The organism is Actinoallomurus sp. NBC_01490, assembly GCF_036227085.1.
GTDB lineage: Bacteria > Actinomycetota > Actinomycetes > Streptosporangiales > Streptosporangiaceae > Actinoallomurus > Actinoallomurus oryzae.
Window position 1 is genome coordinate 3179841 of record NZ_CP109433.1, and the last position, 15890, is coordinate 3195730.

17 protein-coding genes and 2 pseudogenes are annotated in these 15890 nt (G+C 70.5%); 10 read left to right on the forward strand and 9 right to left on the reverse strand.

Annotated features, from left to right (window positions below):
• The first annotated feature begins 47 nt into the window (after window positions 1-47).
• Together OG417_RS15315 and OG417_RS15320 are read left to right on the forward strand one after the other, a co-directional pair.
• Window positions 48-1175 (forward strand): sensor histidine kinase, encoded by a 1128-nt coding sequence (locus tag OG417_RS15315; RefSeq protein ID WP_329255919.1) that lies wholly within the window; start codon window positions 48-50, stop codon window positions 1173-1175.
• Entirely contained in the window at window positions 1172-1777 is a 606-nt protein-coding gene (locus OG417_RS15320) for a response regulator transcription factor (protein WP_329255921.1), read from the forward strand. The genes OG417_RS15315 and OG417_RS15320 overlap by 4 nt, the downstream gene beginning before the upstream one ends.
• Before the next feature lie 112 nt (window positions 1778-1889).
• On the opposite strand, the gene OG417_RS15325 is transcribed toward OG417_RS15320, so the two are convergent.
• The 5 genes from OG417_RS15325 to OG417_RS15345 form a co-directional block, all read right to left on the reverse strand.
• Entirely contained in the window at window positions 1890-2240 is a 351-nt protein-coding gene (locus OG417_RS15325; protein WP_329255923.1) for a type II toxin-antitoxin system RelE family toxin, read from the reverse strand.
• Window positions 2237-2710 carry a hypothetical protein gene (locus tag OG417_RS15330; protein ID WP_329255925.1) on the reverse strand — a complete coding sequence of 158 codons (474 nt, stop codon included), beginning with the start codon at window positions 2708-2710 and terminating at the stop codon, window positions 2237-2239. The genes OG417_RS15325 and OG417_RS15330 overlap by 4 nt, the downstream gene beginning before the upstream one ends.
• Before the next feature lie 94 nt (window positions 2711-2804).
• Complete coding sequence (locus OG417_RS15335) at window positions 2805-4325, reverse strand: ABC transporter substrate-binding protein (protein WP_329255926.1); 1521 nt, start codon at window positions 4323-4325, stop codon at window positions 2805-2807.
• Window positions 4322-6214, reverse strand: coding sequence for a hypothetical protein (locus OG417_RS15340; protein ID WP_329255927.1), 1893 nt, complete (start codon window positions 6212-6214; stop codon window positions 4322-4324). The genes OG417_RS15335 and OG417_RS15340 overlap by 4 nt, the downstream gene beginning before the upstream one ends.
• A gap of 172 nt (window positions 6215-6386) precedes the next feature.
• Window positions 6387-7460: an alkene reductase gene (locus OG417_RS15345; RefSeq protein WP_329255928.1), complete on the reverse strand. Its 1074-nt coding sequence runs from the start codon at window positions 7458-7460 to the stop codon at window positions 6387-6389.
• 106 nt (window positions 7461-7566) lie between these two features.
• Here OG417_RS15345 and OG417_RS15350 point away from each other — a divergent pair, with 106 nt between their 5' ends.
• A complete protein-coding gene (locus OG417_RS15350; protein ID WP_329255930.1) occupies window positions 7567-7944 on the forward strand; it encodes a MerR family transcriptional regulator in 378 nt (125 codons plus the stop codon).
• Here OG417_RS15350 and OG417_RS15355 read toward each other — a convergent pair.
• Both OG417_RS15355 and OG417_RS15360 read right to left on the reverse strand, forming a co-directional pair.
• The gene (locus OG417_RS15355; RefSeq protein WP_329255932.1) at window positions 7921-8895 is read right to left on the reverse strand and encodes a DNA-3-methyladenine glycosylase family protein; all 975 of its coding nucleotides are present in this window, start codon (window positions 8893-8895) and stop codon (window positions 7921-7923) included. The two genes, OG417_RS15350 and OG417_RS15355, sit on opposite strands and share 24 nt — an antisense overlap.
• Window positions 8888-9244: a VOC family protein gene (locus OG417_RS15360; protein WP_329255934.1), complete on the reverse strand. Its 357-nt coding sequence runs from the start codon at window positions 9242-9244 to the stop codon at window positions 8888-8890. Before OG417_RS15360 ends, OG417_RS15355 begins: the two co-directional genes overlap by 8 nt.
• Before the next feature lie 77 nt (window positions 9245-9321).
• Here OG417_RS15360 and OG417_RS15365 point away from each other — a divergent pair, with 77 nt between their 5' ends.
• The gene (locus tag OG417_RS15365) at window positions 9322-9753 is read left to right on the forward strand and encodes a MarR family winged helix-turn-helix transcriptional regulator (protein WP_329255937.1); all 432 of its coding nucleotides are present in this window, start codon (window positions 9322-9324) and stop codon (window positions 9751-9753) included.
• Window positions 9754-9811: 58 nt separating this feature from the next.
• Here OG417_RS15365 and OG417_RS15370 read toward each other — a convergent pair whose 3' ends face one another.
• Window positions 9812-10912, reverse strand: coding sequence for an aldo/keto reductase (locus OG417_RS15370; protein ID WP_329255939.1), 1101 nt, complete (start codon window positions 10910-10912; stop codon window positions 9812-9814).
• A 146-nt stretch (window positions 10913-11058) separates the two neighbouring features.
• Here OG417_RS15370 and OG417_RS15375 point away from each other — a divergent pair, with 146 nt between their 5' ends.
• From OG417_RS15375 to OG417_RS15400, 6 genes and pseudogenes are all read left to right on the forward strand, one after another.
• The gene (locus OG417_RS15375) at window positions 11059-11682 is read left to right on the forward strand and encodes a TetR/AcrR family transcriptional regulator (RefSeq protein WP_329255940.1); all 624 of its coding nucleotides are present in this window, start codon (window positions 11059-11061) and stop codon (window positions 11680-11682) included.
• A gap of 97 nt (window positions 11683-11779) precedes the next feature.
• Complete coding sequence (locus OG417_RS15380; protein WP_329255942.1) at window positions 11780-12208, forward strand: hypothetical protein; 429 nt, start codon at window positions 11780-11782, stop codon at window positions 12206-12208.
• 101 nt (window positions 12209-12309) lie between these two features.
• Window positions 12310-12501: pseudogene (locus OG417_RS15385) on the forward strand (IS701 family transposase); the annotation flags it as partial.
• A gap of 146 nt (window positions 12502-12647) precedes the next feature.
• Window positions 12648-13592 (forward strand): alpha/beta fold hydrolase, encoded by a 945-nt coding sequence (locus OG417_RS15390; protein ID WP_329255944.1) that lies wholly within the window; start codon window positions 12648-12650, stop codon window positions 13590-13592.
• Between the two features lies 1 nt (window position 13593).
• Window positions 13594-14585 (forward strand): annotated as a pseudogene (locus OG417_RS15395) (IS701 family transposase); the annotation flags it as partial.
• Window positions 14582-14746: a hypothetical protein gene (locus OG417_RS15400; RefSeq protein WP_329255946.1), complete on the forward strand. Its 165-nt coding sequence runs from the start codon at window positions 14582-14584 to the stop codon at window positions 14744-14746. The pseudogene OG417_RS15395 and the gene OG417_RS15400, both read left to right, overlap by 4 nt.
• Window positions 14747-14760: 14 nt before the next feature.
• Here OG417_RS15400 and hemE read toward each other — a convergent pair whose 3' ends face one another.
• Window positions 14761-15882 carry a uroporphyrinogen decarboxylase gene (hemE, locus tag OG417_RS15405; RefSeq protein WP_329255948.1) on the reverse strand — a complete coding sequence of 374 codons (1122 nt, stop codon included), beginning with the start codon at window positions 15880-15882 and terminating at the stop codon, window positions 14761-14763.
• Window positions 15883-15890 lie beyond the last annotated feature (8 nt).

The following is a 15890-nucleotide window of genomic DNA, read 5'->3' on the forward strand; positions in this document are numbered from 1 at the left end:
ACGGCGCGAGCGTGGGCGGAGGGTGGGGGCTACGTAAACTCATCGCCATGCAGGACGGGCCGGAGCCGACCGCGTGGCCGGCGTACGCGGATCCGCCCGGGTCACGGCGGCCGATCCGGCGGATGCTCGGGCCGGTGGCGGCGCTGGTGGGGCTGGGGACGACGGTGGCCGGAGCGCGCTACGGACACACCCCGCACCGGCCCCTGATGCTGGTCGACGGCGTGCTGATCGCCGGCGGGTTCCTGGCGGCGGTGTACGCCGGGCGGCGCACCGGCCCGCCCGCGCGGCTCGCCATGCTCGCCGGCCTGTACCTGGCCGCGGCCGCGTTCGCGGTGCTCGTCGCGGACCCACGCGGGCTCGGGGTGCTGGCGTACCCGATCATCGCCTCGGTCGTACTACTCCCGCCGCTGTGGACCCGCGTCATCGGCACCCTGGTCGCGGTCATCGAGGTGGCGCTGAGCTGGTGGCTTCGCGGCACGCCGAGCTGGGACGTCGCGCTGCTGCTCATGTTCGTCGCGTACGTGCTGACCGGCATCAACCAGCTCAGCCGTACGGTCGCCGAACTGCGCGCCGCCCGCGACGAGATCGCCACGCTGAGCGTGGCCGCCGAGCGCGCCCGCGTGGCCCGCGACCTGCACGACGTGCTCGGGCACAGCCTCACCACGATCACCGTCAAGACCGCCCTGGCACGGCGCGTGCTGGAGAGCGGCGCGGAGCATGCGCGGGCCGTCGCCGAGATCCGCGACGCCGAGCGGCTGTCCCGGGACACGCTGGAGGAGATCCGCGCGACCGTGTCCGGGTACCGCCGGGCGTCGCTGACCGCCGAGCTGGCCGGTGCCCGGTCCGCTCTGCGCGGCGCGGGCATCGGTGCGCGCCTGCCGCTGTCCGCCGACGATGTACGCGCGGACCTGCGTGAACCCTTCGCCCACGTGCTCCGCGAAGGCGTCACCAACGTGATCCGTCACAGCGGCGCCGGCGCCTGCGAGGTCCGCATCGGTCCCACCTTCATCGAGATCCGTGACGACGGCACGGCCACCGCCCCGCCCCGGCCCGGCACCGGCCTCACCGGCCTCACCGAACGCCTGGCCACCGTGGGAGCCCGCCTCGATGCCGGGCCGCTCACCGGCGGCGGCTTCCGCCTCGCGGCCACGGTGCCGCAGGAGGCCGAGACGTGATCCGCGTGCTGCTGGCCGACGACCAGGCGCTGGTCCGGGGCGCGATGGCCGCGATGCTCGGCCTGGAGCGCGACCTGGAGGTGGTCGCCGAGGTGGGGACCGGCGATGAGGTGCTGCCCGCCGCCCGGCGCACCCGGCCGGACGTGGCCCTGCTCGACGTGCAGATGCCCGGGGCCGACGGCCTCACCGTGGCCGCCGAGCTGCGGGACGCACTGCCGGCCTGCCGCGTCGTCATGTGCACGACGTTCGGCCGCCCCGGCTACTACACCCGCGCGATGGCCGCCGGCGCCGCCGGTTTCGTGGTCAAGGACGCACCGCCCGAGCACCTGGCCGACGCGATCCGCCGGGTCCACTCAGGCCTGCGCGTCGTCGACCCCGTCCTGGCCGCCCAGTCCCGCGCCAGCGGCCCCGACCCCCTGACCGAACGCGAACGCGAAGTCCTCCAGGCCGCCTCCGAGGGCGCCACGGTCGCGGACATCGCCGCCGCCCTCCACCTGTCCGGCGGCACCGTCCGCAACCACCTCTCCTCCGCCATCAGCAAGACCAACGCCACCACCCGCGCCGAAGCCGTCCACATCGCCGAACGCAACGGCTGGCTCTGACCCGCGCGGTCCCATCGAAAGCCGGTCCACCGGCCGCTCGACCGCTGACCCGGCGGTAGAGCGGCATCCGACCGTGTGGTGACACGCCGAGTGGTAGGCGGGCCATCGCGAGCTACTCGGTCTTCTTCGGATGCCGACACGAGGCATAGACCACCCACACCGTCCGCTCGACGTCGTCGACCAGGTAGAAGATCCGTCCACCGGAGGTGACCTCGATCTGCCACTGTTCTAACCGGCGGCCGCCGTGATCACGAAACGCGAGCTCGCCACGGAGCCGCTTGTGCCGTGTGTCCTCAGGGGGGCGCGGGTTCGACCGCATCAGCTCGAAGGCGTCACGAACGTTCGTCGCTGCTTGCTTTTCGAGCTCCGGCCAGTCCTTCGCGGCTTCCGTCGTGCCGAACCGGACGTCCCATTCGTCTCCGACCGGTGGCGGGGCGACGCGGTCCCTGCGTTTCGGGCTCATGCGTCCTCAATCGTCACCGGGCCGTAGTCGGCACCGTCCAAGGGCTGCTTCAGCTGGTCGCGTAGCTCGGGATCCGCGTGAATCAACGCGGTGTCCTTCCACGCGTCGATCACTGGTCGCAGCGGCGCCATCGAGTCGAGGTCGGCGCACGCGTTCGCGGTCTCGACCAGCTCGACCAGGAAGCCTCGCACGTCCTCGGCGGGCAGGAACCTGACCCAGGGGAAGACGTCCGGTAGGGCCGTGAGGAGGGCACGCGCGCCGTCGTCCCTTTTCATCAAGGAGACGAACAGGCGCGTGGTCGCGGACATCGCGGCTTCGGTGTCCTCGGCATGGCGCGCGGACTCCAGGACAAGATCCTCGCCGTCGCGGCGGGCGAGGCGCAGCTGCCCGCGCTTCGCCCGCTCCAGCTTGGCGACGGTGGCCTTCGGCTTTTGGATCAGCTCCGAGAAGGGGACCTGTGTGGTGCTCACGCTGAAAGACTACCCGGTAATTTTGAAGTAATTCAAAGGTCTTACGGTGCAGTGCGCTCACGGCGGCTGGGCGGCCATGCCGGGATCCGCGGGGTCAGCGTTGGATCTGTAGTACGACGGGTGCGGTGGTGGGCTTCGGGTTGCCGTTCCGGTCCAGGTTGGTCAGGGTGACCGCGCCGGTGATCTGGCGGCCCAGCTGGAACTGGCGGAGGCTGACGCGGATGTCCTCGCGCTTGGGCGGTGCTCCGGCGCTGTCGGAGTCGGCCTGGCGGATCGCCGACCCGGCCGTCATCATGGCGTCGTGGGCCGCGATGCCCCAGCCGTCGTTCAGGTCCGAGGCGGAGAAGACGGTCTTGGGCGAGTCGCCCGGCGTTCGGCGGGTGAACTCGGTGGCGAACGCCGACCACGGTCGCGGGTTGGTCCTCTTCAGGACGTTCGGGTCGGCCAGTGGCACGTAGAGGACGGTGAAGCGGCTCGCGCTCGGGTGGCCCGACCGGTCGGCGGGCTCGGCCTTGCCGTCGGAGAAGACCGCCGCGTCCGAGCCGGTCACGATGGTAAGTGGCCGGACCTTGCAGCTCTGGCCCTGTTGCGTCTGGTACGCCCGAAGGTCGCTGATGAACTGGTTCAGCGCGTTCGCCCGGCCCGCGAACATGACCATGTCGGCGCGGTTCGGCCCGCAGAAGTCCCGCACCGCGCCGGGGATGTCCTTCTGGATGTCACCGGCGCCGATGAACGGGTCGTCGGCGTGCCCGCCGCGAGCCCAGTACTCGCCCAGGTACTTCTCGAAGTCCTTGCGGAGCGAGGTGTTGTACATGTCGCTGCCGTTGAGGTCGGTCAGCATCACCGCGGTGCGCAGATCCTTGCGGTACTTCGCGAGGTAGTCGGCGATGGCGTGGATCTGCTGGTCGTTCGGGATGGCCACGCGCGCCAGGTAGTCGAGCGGCCGGCCGACCACCGCGCCGGTCGCGTCGAGGCCGTCGGCCGTGATGATGTCGCCGATGACCGGAACGTGCTTCTTCGACAGCTCCAGTGCGGCCTGTGCGGTCTCCTTCTGGCTGAGGACCAGGCCGATCACCGCCTCCAGCGGGGCGTCGTCGTCGGTCATCGCGACGAGTTGGTCGACGGCCGCCTTCCAGTGGCGTTCGCCGTGTCCCTCGTTGGCGAGCGTGAGCTTGATCCGTCGCTGGCCGGTGCCGAGCGGACCGTGGTTGAGCTGGTGCTGGGCGATGTACGCGCCCTCGATCTCATGAACGATACGTCCGCCGGTGAGGCCGTTCGGGTCGATGTCGGTCAGCGGGCCGAGGAACGCGACCGTGACCGGCCTGCCGCCCTGCCCGTCGACCCAGTCGTTCTCCGCCTTGATCGCGTTCCTGACCTTTTCCAGCACGTCCTGGCCCGCGGGCGCGAAGGCTTTTTCGTACGAGACGCCCACGCACTCCGCGTCGAGGCGTAGCACTCCGGTCGAGCACGTGATGGGTTGCGTGAAGTGGTGCCAGATCGTCACCGCGACGATGACCGCCGCGGCGAGGACGGCGACGACGCGGCGGGCGTTCCGCCGCCTGCGGAGTCGCCTTCCCCGGTTCGTCTGCCAGGGGTCGAAGCTGATGTCGGTCATCGTTCCGTGTCCTTTGACGCCGGCCATTCCCGCGCCAGCTCCTCGTGTCGTTGCGCCTCGGGCTCGAAGACGTCGCGTCCGGAGGGCGCGGCCCCGCGGAGTGCCATGTAGGCTCCGGCGATCTCTTTGTGCAGTTTGCCGCGGTCGAGGCCGGTCAGGGGATCGCCGGCGAGTTGGAGACCGGAGACGAGGTAGGCCACCCGTGCGGGACGGGAGTCCCACGGCCCGGCCCACGACGTGTCCACCTTCTTGTGGGGAGACCGCGCGGGCGGGTTCCGTACGGGCGCGGCGGTGATGGCCTCCAGGGCCGCCAGCCAGGGGCCGGCGTCGAGGTTCTCCGGTCGCTGGGCGGGATCGCCGAGCCGGTCGACGAGCCACCCGACGACCGACTCGACCTCGCCGAGGGCCAGCGCGTGGTAGTGCCGGGCGACCTCGTCGTGGCCCGTCCGCTCGCGCAGCCAGGTGAACACCCGCGGCCAGCCGTCCGCGCTGTCGTCGTCGCGATCGGCCAGCTCGCGCAGCAGGAGGTGTCGCAGCACCGGCTGAAGGACGGCGGCATCACCGGACGTGTGCAGCAGGGACCACCGATCGTGGACCACCGCCAGGTCATTCGGTTCGACCAGGCCCTCCAGCCGGTTCATCTCTCCCACGTCCCGCGCCGCCGCGCAGGTGGTCAGAACCTTGACGTGCGCCGTCGAGAACCCGTCGAGCAGTTGATCACGCAGCTGTGCGGTCAGAGCGTCGTCCAGGACTTCGGAGAGCGGCTGCTCGGGCCGGTCGCGGAGCTTGTCGACCAGGACGTCCGTGGCCCACGGATGCCCCTCGGCGAACTGGTACAGGACCCGCCGGACGTGTGCGGGCGGGCTCATCCCGACGATCGGCAGCGCTCCCTTTCCCGCCACCATCTGCCCGACCTGGGACTCGGTGAGGTTGCGAAGCCAGATCGCCAGCCGAGGACGACGGAGATACGGCTCGATCGGCCCGACCGGAGGGAGCCTTTCGTCGTCGGCCTGGAACGGCGATTCGCCCGCGCTCGGCAGCACGGTGGCCACCACGGTCATCGGGTCGGGACCCGCGTCCTCCTTCCCGCGCTCCTTGGCGAGCTGCCGCAGGAACTCCTTGCCCGCCTCGGCGTCGGCATTGTCCAGGAGGACCACGCAGTTCAGTACGCGGCGGACGGCCCGCCTGCGTACGTGGAAGGCGTCGCGCAGGTCGGCCAGGAAGGCTCCCAGCAGGATCTCGTCGAGTGCCGCGCGATCCGGAACCCTCGCGTGGGCGGACTGGCTCATGCTCACGAGCCGGTCGACCGGGTCGGTGTTCTTGACGCCGTGCCACGCGACGCCACGGCCGAGCAGCACCTTGCGTGCCGACGGTACGAGCAGCAGTAGATCGATCAGCAACCCGAGCCCGAGCCGGAGAATGGTCTTCAGGCCCGGGAACCTCGTCGTCGGGGTCAGGTCGGGCACCGCATCGGTCAGGATCCCGCGGATCCGGGTGATGCCCCGCGCCTTCGCCAGCGCCGCCGTCATTTCACGGTGGGCCGTGCCGGGGATGTCGCTCACCGGAGTGCGTATGGCGATCAAGGCGGCCGCAAAGCGAGGAAAGGGCAGCCGGCCGTACAATCCGCATTTCTCGTTCAGGCCCAGGGCGAGCCTGACGAGTATCGTCTGCGTGGTCAGCGTCTTGTCCGCGGCACAGTCGAGGAGTGCGTGTGGAATATTGCCCCGCAGCCTGGACGCGAGCGTCGTGAGCAGCGTGGTCTTGCCGATGTGGTGCGGACCGGTGAAGTACAGCACCGGGAGCCTGCGGCTCTCGGGGAGGCGACCTTCGCCCGGGCGGTCGAGGAACGCGCGCACCAGGCGTATGGCGGAGTCCTGCCCGTAGCTCATGGCCGCCTCCCGCAATCCGAAAACCCGACATAGACCAAACCGTGGTATGGCCGCGTATGTTACGCACGATGGGCCGGGAGGGGTCCCGTAGTCGAGTAATGGCCCGATTACGGGCTCTATTTATATTCTGCGCCAGAAGTGCCGAAAATGGACCTTCCGGTGCCGCGCGGCATCAGGCCGTGTACTGATAGGCCGGGTAGGTCAGGTAGCCCGCGTCGCCGCCCTGGTAGTACGTGGCCTCGTCGACGGGGGCGATCGGGAGCCCGGTGCGCAGCCGCTCGACCAGGTCGGGGTTGGCGAGGAAGCCGCGGCCGAAGCTGATGAGGTCGGCGCCCAGCGCGAGCCAGTGGTCGGCCTCGGTCCGCCCGGTCTGCTTGGGGCCCATGGGGAGCACCGGGTTCATGATGAGGGTGCCCGGCCACGCGCGGCGCAGGTCCACCAGCACGTCTTCGCCGGTGGTGGCCTCGAGATGGACGTAGGCGAGGTCGAGGCGGGCGAGCTCGGTCAGCAGCGCGCCGTACAGCTCGGGGACTTCGGTCTCCTCCACGCCCCAGAAGGTCCCGCCTGGAGAGAGGCGGATGCCGGTCCGGGCCCCGCCGACGGCCGCGACGGTCGCGGACACCGCCTCGACGGCGAACCGGATCCGGTTGCTCACCGATCCTCCGTACCGGTCCGTGCGCAGGTTGGCGTTCGACGAGAGGAACTGCGAGATCAGATAGCCGTTGGCGCCGTGCAGCTCAACGCCGTCGAAGCCGGCCTCGACGGCGCGCCGGGCGGCCCGGGCGTACGACTCGGCGTGTTCGGGTACCTCGGCGGTGTCCAGGGCGCGCGGCGTCGGTGCGGGCCGGGGGCCACCCGGAGTGAACACCTCGCCGACGGCCGGGACGGCCGAGGGCCCGACCGGCCGCGAACCGGTGGTGTCGGGGTGCGAGACCCGGCCGCCGTGCATGATCTGGGCGAAGATCCGACCGCCGTTGGCGTGCACGGCGGCGGTCACCGGACGCCACGCGGCGACCTGCTCGTCGGTGTACAGCCCCGGCGTACCCGGGTTGGACTGCCCGACCAGGCTCGGCTGTACGCCCTCGGAAATGATCAGTCCGGCCGTCGCCCGCTGCGCGTAGTAGGCCGCCATCGACGGTGTCGCCAGCCCGCCGGCGGCCGCCCGTACCCGCGTCATCGGCGCCATCACCACCCGGTTGGGCAGCGCCAGGTCACCGAGCCGATAGCCGTCGAAAAGGGTCGTCATGTCATCCTCCAGACGTCCGTGGATCTCCCGTACGGCGGCTACGCTAAAAGCTCACATCAATGTCAGAGGCAAGCACTGTGCCGCAGGTCACAGCGGGAGGGGCGACGTGCGCATCGGCGAACTCGCGTCACGGACCGGAGTCAGCGTCCGGTCCCTGCGCTACTACGAAGAGCAGGGCCTGATCACCAGCACCCGCAGCGCCAGCGGACAGCGGCACTACACGGATGAGGAGGTCGAGCGGGTCGCGTTCATCCAGCGCCTGTACGCCGCGGGCCTGTCCAGCCGCACCATCGTCGAACTCCTGCCCTGCGTCGACGCGCCCAGCGAGGAGCACTCCGACGCCGCCCTGGAACGGATGGCGCAGGAGCGAGACCGGCTCTCCGCGCACATCACCGACCTCATCCACACGCGCGACGCCCTCGACGAACTGATGGCCGCGAACCGAGCGCACCGAGAGACGCTACGAGTACCCCTGGCCGGCTGACCAGGCCGCGCCCGGACTCATCGATGCGGAGACCGCCCGCCCTGTTCCGGAGATCTCGCCGGTCTCGTCCTCCAGCTGGGCGCGGAGCAGCAGGGTGACCCAGGTGCGGTAGGGCTTCCAGCTCTGGCTGAGGCGCTGTAGTTCCTCGGCGGAGGGTGGTTCGGGCAGGCCGTAGGCGAGGGCGACGGCGCGGGGGAGCCGCCCTTCGTGGAGGGGGATGCGGTCCGGGTCGCCGGCGCCGCGCAGCAGGATGAGTTCGGCGGAGAAGTCCCCGATGCCCGGCAGCCGGGTCAGCTCGGCGAGGGCTTCGTCGCGGGGCAGGGCGCGCAGGTGCGTGGCGTCCAGGTGGCCGTCGAGGGCGGCGCGGGCGACCGAGCGCAGCCATTCGGGTTTGCGGCCGGACAGTCCGGCGAAGCCGTCGAGCCCGGCCAGGCGCTGCGGTGAGGGGAAGGCGTGCACCACGCGTTCGCCGAACGAGACCGGCTCGCCGAGTTCCCTCGCCATGCGGGACTTGATCGCGGCGGCCTGCCGGACGCGGATGCGCTGCCCGATGACGGCCCAGGCGGCGGCCTCGTACGGCGACCAGAAGCCGATCGGGCGAAGACCCGGATACCGGCGCTGGAGCCCGGCCACCACCGGGTCGCGGTCGCCGACGGCCGGGAACCCGGCCCCGTCCACGTCGAGCGAAAGGATCCGGGTCACCTGGGAGCGGATGGCCGCGGCCAGGCCGGGCGCCGGGGCCGCCGGGCTCACGATCTCGGCGGTGACGCCGTGCGCGTGCTCGCGCACGCGCACGCCGGCCGTCCGCCCGTCGCCCTCCACGGGGAACGCCAGTTCCAGCGGCTCGTCCGCCTTTCCGGTGAACCCGGCCGGGGTGAAGCCCTCCAGGAACCGGGTGCCGGCCGCCAGCGAGAACGGCCCCCGCGCGGTCAGCGTGAACTCCTCAGCCATGGAGCGTCACGACGTATCCGTCGGGGTCGGCGAACGCGAAGGTCCGGCCGAACGGGCCGTCGAACGGTGCGGTCACGACGGTGACGCCGTGGCTCACCAGGTCGTCGTGCAGCTTGTCGACGTCGTCGGCCTTCAGCCACAGCGCCACGCCCCAGCCCAGCCGGTCGGTCGCGTCCAGGTCGACCAGGGGCTCGCGGACGGCGAAGGGGACCGGCTCGGTGGCGAACACCACGGCCCCCGGCGGTGAGACGGCCGCGCGGGTCAGCCCCAGCCGCTCGGTGTAGAAGCGCGCGGACGCCTCCAGGTCGCGTACCTGGAGTGCGACGAAGTCAGGTCCGGTGACAGCCATGATCACTTCTCCTCGAGTAGTATCAGGTTGCCTGATACTATGTCAGGTAACCTGATACTTGGCAAGGGAGGGCTCCTTTGGCCGCCCCGAACTCCACCGGCCGCCCCGGGTACCTGCTCAAACGCGCCCAGGGCGCGCTGAACACGGCACTCACCGGCGAGCTGCGCGAGCACGGCGTGACGATCCCCCAGTACGCCGTGCTGACCGCCCTGGACGAGGAGCCGGGGCTGTCGAACGCCGATCTCGCCCGCCGCGCCTTCGTCACCCCGCAGACCATGAACCAGGTCCTGCGCGACCTCGAACAGCGCCGCTGGGTGAGCCGCCGTCCGCACCCCGGCCACGGCCGCATCCTGCAGGCGGAGCTGACCGCCGACGGCCGCGAGACGCTGGAGGCCTGCCACGGTGCGGCGGACGCCGTCGAGGACCGGATGCTGGCCGCGCTCAGCCCCGCGCAGCGCGAGCAGCTCGCCACGGCCCTGCGCATCTGCATCGAGTCGCTCGCGGAGTGACGACCGTCGGCGACAGGGCCCCGCCGCCTGGGTCATACGGCACCGACCGGCTGCGGCGTCAGCCGACCGGCCGGGCGGCGCCGTTCCACGTCGGCGGCGTGTATCCGGCCGGCTTGTCGCCGATGCCCAGTCCCGGGCTCACCACCCACGACTGGTACTCGGGGGTGAACATCGAGTAGACCGACCCTCGCGGCGGGGCGCCGGCCTGGTCGAGCCGGTGGCGGGCCTCCGGCGGGATCTCGAAGTCGAGCGCGGTGAGGTTGCCGTCGAGCTGCTCAGGGCTGCTCGCACCGATGATCACCGACCCGACGGCGGGCTGGGTGGCCACCCAGTTGATCGCCACCTGGGCCATGCTCCGGCCCAGTTCGGCGGCCACGCGTTCCAGCTCCTCGACCACCTGCCAGTCGCGGTCGCCGACCGGCCGGTGGTCTCCACCCTTGGTGAACCGCCCCTCGCCGGCCAGGCCGTCCGTACCGCGCCGGTACTTGCCGGTGAGCAGCCCGCCGCCGATCGGGCTCCACGCGGTGAGCCCCAGCCCCAGCGACTGTGCCATCGGCACGAACTCCGGCTCGATGTCCCGCGCGACGAGCGAGTAGGGCAGCTGCAGGTTGATCATCGGGGTCAGGGCGTGCGCCTCGGCGAAGCTCTGCGCCCGGGCGGCGTACCAGGCCGGTACGTCGGACAGGCCGGCGTACCGGATCTTGCCGGCGCGAACCAGGTCGTCGAAGGTGCGCACGACCTCCTCGACCGGAGTGATCCGGTCCCAGGTGTGGAGCAGGTACAGGTCGAGGTAGTCGGTGCCGAGCCGGCGCAGCGAGGCCTCCACCGAACGGATCATGTGCTTGCGGCCGTTGCCGCTGGCGTTGGGGTCGGCCGGATCGGTGGTGTTGGTGAACTTGCTGGTCAGCACGAGCCGGTCGCGCACCCCGGCGGACGCGATCAGCCGGCCGAGGATGGTCTCGCTCTCCCCGGCGGTGTAGAAGTCCGCCGTGTCGATGAAGTTGCCCCCGGCCTCCAGGTAGCGCCGGAAGATGGGCTCGGCCTCCGCCTCGGTCTTCCCGTACGCCGCGTGGAAGCCGCCGGTGCCGAAGTTCATGGTGCCCAGCGCCAGCCGGCTCACCCGTAGCCCGGACCGGCCGAGCAGGTAGTAGTCGTTCATGTCCGCGTCTCCCCGTAGTGCGTGTCGGTAACGGCGGCCGGGCGCGGGGTCGCGTCCGCCTCGCCCACCACGATGTGTCGGCGAAAATGGACCCGCAAGTCCAAAAGGGGCATGATGGTCGGTACGGGCGACGAAGTGAGGTGGGGATGAGCGGGACACTGACCCGGAAAGGGGCCGCGACCCGGCAGCGGATCATCGAGGGCGCGGCGGCGGAGATACGCGAGCACGGCGTCCTCGCCACGACGCTCGACGACATCCGCGGCCGGACCGGCACGAGCAAGAGCCAGCTCTTCCACTACTTCCCGGAGGGCAAGGAGCAGTTGCTCCTGGCGGTCGCCCGGCACGAGGCCGACCAGGTGCTCGCCGACCAGCGGCCCCAGCTCGGCGACCTCACCTCCTGGCCGGCGTGGTCGGCCTGGCGCGACCGGGTGGTCGACCGCTACCGTCGCCAGAAGCTCGACTGCCCGATCAACTATCTCGTCTCCGAACTCGGTCGCAGCACGCCCGGCGCCCAGGCCGTGGTGGTCGAGCTGCTGCGTACGTGGCAGGCGGAGATCGCCGTCGGGATCCGGCACATGCAGAGCATCGGCGAGGTCGACCCCGGGATGGACACCGAGCGGGCCGCCGCCGCGCTGCTCGCCGGTATCCAGGGAGGCGTCGTGGTGCTGATGTCGACGGGAAGCATCGCGCATCTGGAAGCGGCGCTCGACGCGGGCATCGAGAGCCTGCGGGCGAGCGGCCGGCGGCACGCCCCGTCCGACGCGGCCTGACCGGCGCCTCGCTTGGGCGAGTTTCCCTATACACTCCAGCCTTGCATGTCCGGATTGGGGTGGATATGCCCGTTCTGGACGAGTCGAGTGAGGTTGTATGCCGACGCATGAGTGGACGCTGGCCGACGACCGCCCTGGCACGGGCGGTCCGCGGAAGCGCAGAAAGACACTCATCGCCGTCCTGGCCCTCTCGGGCGCCGTTGCTTTGCTCGTCGTGCTGCGCCTGCTGGTTCCCGGACTGTCCGAGCAGGGCCGGCCAAAGCTCGGCCACAGGACCTACGATGCCAAGGTCGATTGCCAGGTGAAAACCTCGGGAGACTCTGGAACGGTCACGATCGGCGGCACCATCAGCGGTGACTCGTCCCATTTCACGGTGACCGTGGAAGTGCTCGACACTGCGACGAAGCAACAGCTCGCGGTGCAGACATTCGAGGTCCGCGGCACCACGACGTTCGGTGGTACCACTCCGGCTCAGGCGCCGGTCGGCCCGGCCGGTATCGAGTGCCGGATCGCCAAGGTCGTCTGAAGACCGACGCCGGGGCGGTCGTGCCCCTCGGACCGCCATGAAGACGCAGTGGAGCCCGGCCCGCTGAGAACAGGCCAGCACTTCAGCCCACGTACCGTCCATTGACCAGTGTGTCCGGGCTGGTCGCGGGGTTGGAGCGTAAGAACGGCTGGACGCTTGCCGAGCATGCCGGTGCCCTGTCACCTGATGGGATGCAGCGGTTGTCGCGGCGGGCGGATTGGGACATCGATGGCGTCCGGGATGATCTGCGGGACTACGTCATCGAGCATCTGGGCGACCGTGAGGGTGTGCTCCGGGCGGGGGCTGGCCCCACCACGCTCATGGGTTCCAGCGACACGGCCAACAGACGTGCCAGCCGTATTAAATGATCGGCCGCGTGACCGAATGATGGGACTTCAAGAGGGCACCACAGCGCCCATCATTCACCGAAGGGTCAGTCATGTCCCGCACTCCCCTCCAGCGCCGCCGGCACGCGTACCGGGTTCTGTCGGCTCTCGCCCTGCTTCCCCTGGCCGCCGGTGCCGTCACGGCCTGCAAGGGCAACGACTCAAGCTCGCAGCAGGCCGCGGCCTCACCCTCGGCCACGTCATCCGCCTCACCGGGAGTCGGACAATCCGTCGGGTCGAAGCTGTACATGCTCCCGCATGACGGGCACCGGCTCGCCTTCTACGTCACCCGAGGAAGCGGCCGCACGATCGTCCTGGACTCGGGCGGCGGTGAGGACGCCTCCTACTGGAAGGACCTCGTCCCCAAGCTTCACGCGGCCACCGGCGCCACCGTCATCACCTACGACCGGGCCGGTATGGGGAAAAGCGACGTGGTGCCCGGCGCGTGGAAGGCCGAGAGCGCCGCCGGCGACCTTGAGTCGGGGCTTGAGCAGTTGGGCGTCACCAGGGACGTGACCCTGGTGTCCCACTCGGAGGCCGGCGAGGTCGCGAGCTACTTCGCCGAGGAGAACCCGAGGGTGCTCTCCGGTGCGGTGCTGGTCGACGCCGACCTCCCCCAGTTCTTCACGGACGAGGAGATCGCCCGTGTGGTGGCCGCGAGCCGGTCGCAAGTCGAGGCGGCGAAGAAGGACCCCGACAAGCCGGCGAACCGCCAGCTCATCTCCACGGCGGAGAACTACCTCCCCGCGCACCAGACATACCACAAGGTCGGCTGGCCGGACTCGGTACCGGTGACGGTCATCGTCTCGGAGAAGACCCCGTTCGACGGATCCCCCGTGGACGCCCAGCGCTGGCGCGACGCCGCCGCTTCGTTCGTCAATGCCGGCCCCGACCGGACGCTCGTCACCGCCAAGGGGAGTTCCCACGACGTGCCGAAGGACCGCCCCGCTCTCGTGCGCAAGGAGGTCGAAGACATGCTCGCCGCCGCACCGCGCTGACGAGCCGCGCCAGCGGGTGCGGGAGTATGTGTCCGGGCTGGTCGCGGGGCTGGAGCATAAGAACGGCTGGACGCTTGCCGAGCATGCCGGTGCCCTGTCACCTGATGGGATGCAGCGGTTGTCGCGGCGGGCGGATTGGGACATCGGCGTCCGGGATGATCTGCGGGACTACGTCATCGAGTATCTGGGTGACCGTGAGGGTGTGCTGATCGTCGATGACACCGAGTTCATCAAGAAGGGCACCCGATCGGCCGGGGTGCGACGGCGGTATTCAGGGGACCGCGGGCCGGACCGAGAACTGCCAGATCGGCACCTTCTTGGCCTACGTCTCACAATGTGGGCATGCGCTGATCGACCGGGAGCTGTACCTGCCCGAGTCCTGGACGAGTGATCGGGACCGGTGCCGGGCGGCCGGGATCGGTGATGAGGTGGAGTTCGCCACCAAGCCGCGTCAGGCGATCGCGATGCGGGCCCGTGCCATGGATGCGGGAGTGCCGTTCGCCTGGTTCACCGCCGATGAGGCCTACGGGCAGGTCAAATACCTGCGGGTGTGGCTGGAACAACGCGATGTCGCCCATGTTGTGGCCACCCGCTGCAACGACACCCTGATCACCATCACCGGCGCCCAAGCCCGCGCCGATGAACTGGTCGCCGTCCTGCCGGCGCGGGCCTGGCGGCGGATCTCGGCCGGCGCCGGCGCACAAGGCCCCCGCGAGTACGACTGGGCGCGTATCCCGATCCGGATCGGCTGGGCGCGTGGACGGGGACATTGGGTTGCTGGCCCGCCGCTCGATCAGCGACACAGACGAGATCGCCTACTACGTCTGCTACGGCCCGCGCCGCTCCAGCCTGGCCGGCCTGGACCACTACCAGGTCCGCAGCTGGCGGGCCTGGTACGCCCGCATCACGCTGTCGATGCTCGCGCACGCCTGGCTCGTGGTCTCCCGAGCCCTGGTCATAAAGGGGGAACCGGCTCCGGCGAACCAAGCATGATCGGCTATACGTTACCGGAAATCCGCCGCTTGCTGATCAAGCTGGTCATCCACGGCGTTCACGCCGCCGAACACGTCTGGTCCTGGTCGCTCTGGCGCCGCAGACGCCAGCACCAAGCCCGCCTCAGCCACTACCGACGACGCGGCTACCCACTCACCTGAATGCCGTTGCAGTACTAGTCCGTCGGCTCGGGTGTGGTCCAGGTGCGTACCTGCTCGACCAGGGCGGCGACATGCTCCGGGGGCGTGGTCTTGACGATGCCGTGCCCCAGGTTGAACACGAACGGCCCTCCGCTCAGGGCGCGCAGGATGCGGTCCGTCTCGGCCTGGAGCGTGGGGCCGCCGGCGGCCAGGAGCTGGGGATCGAGGTTCCCCTGCACGCAGCGGCCCAGGCCGCGCTGCAGCTTTTGCGCGGCCCATTCGAGGGGGACCGTGGTGTCCAGGCCGACGCAGTCCGCTCCGGTGGCCTCGGCGAAGCCGTCGTAGCCGAGCCCGGCGCCCCGCGGGAAGGCGATGACGGGAACTTCCGGGTGCTTGTCCTTCAGCGCTGCGATGATCGCGGCGGCCGGCTCGACGCACCAACGTTCGAAGAGATGGGCCGGGAGTATCCCGGCCCAGGTGTCGAACAGCTGGACCGCTTCCGCGCCTGCCGCGATCTGGCGGTCAAGGAACTGGGCGACGGCGGTGGTGAGCAGGTCGATCAGGGGCTGGAACCCGTCGGGGTCGCTCAAGGCCCACTGCTTGACGACGGAGTGCTCCGACGGGCCGCCGCCGCGTCCTTCGACCATGTAGGTGGCGATGGTCCACGGCGCACCGGCGTAGCCGATCAGGGTCACTTCGGCGGGCAGGGCGCGGGTCAGCCGCCGGACGGTCTCGTAGATCGGCGCCAGTTCCTCGTGGAGGCGGGAGACGCTCAGGAACCCGGCCATGTCCGCCGCGGAGCGGATGGGGGGCGTCAGCACCGGGCCTTCGCCGGCCCGGTAGTCGAGGGTCTGGCCCAGTGCGGCGGCGACCTGCGGGAGGTCCGCGAAGAGGATGGCGGCGTCGAGCGGGAAGCGGCGGAGCGGCTGCAGGGTGACCTCGACGGCGTGCTCCGGCGAGTTGCAGAGCCCGACCATGCCCCCGGCGGCCTCACGGACCCGGTGATACTCGGGCAGGTACCGACCGGCCTGCCGCATCAGCCATACCGGCGGCCGCTCGGTCCGCTCTCCCGCGAGCGCGCGCAGGAGCAGCTTCTTCGGCCGGACGGTGCCGGATACCGGCTTCGGACTGACTTCTTCCCGTGTGCCGATGTCCACGCTGTTCC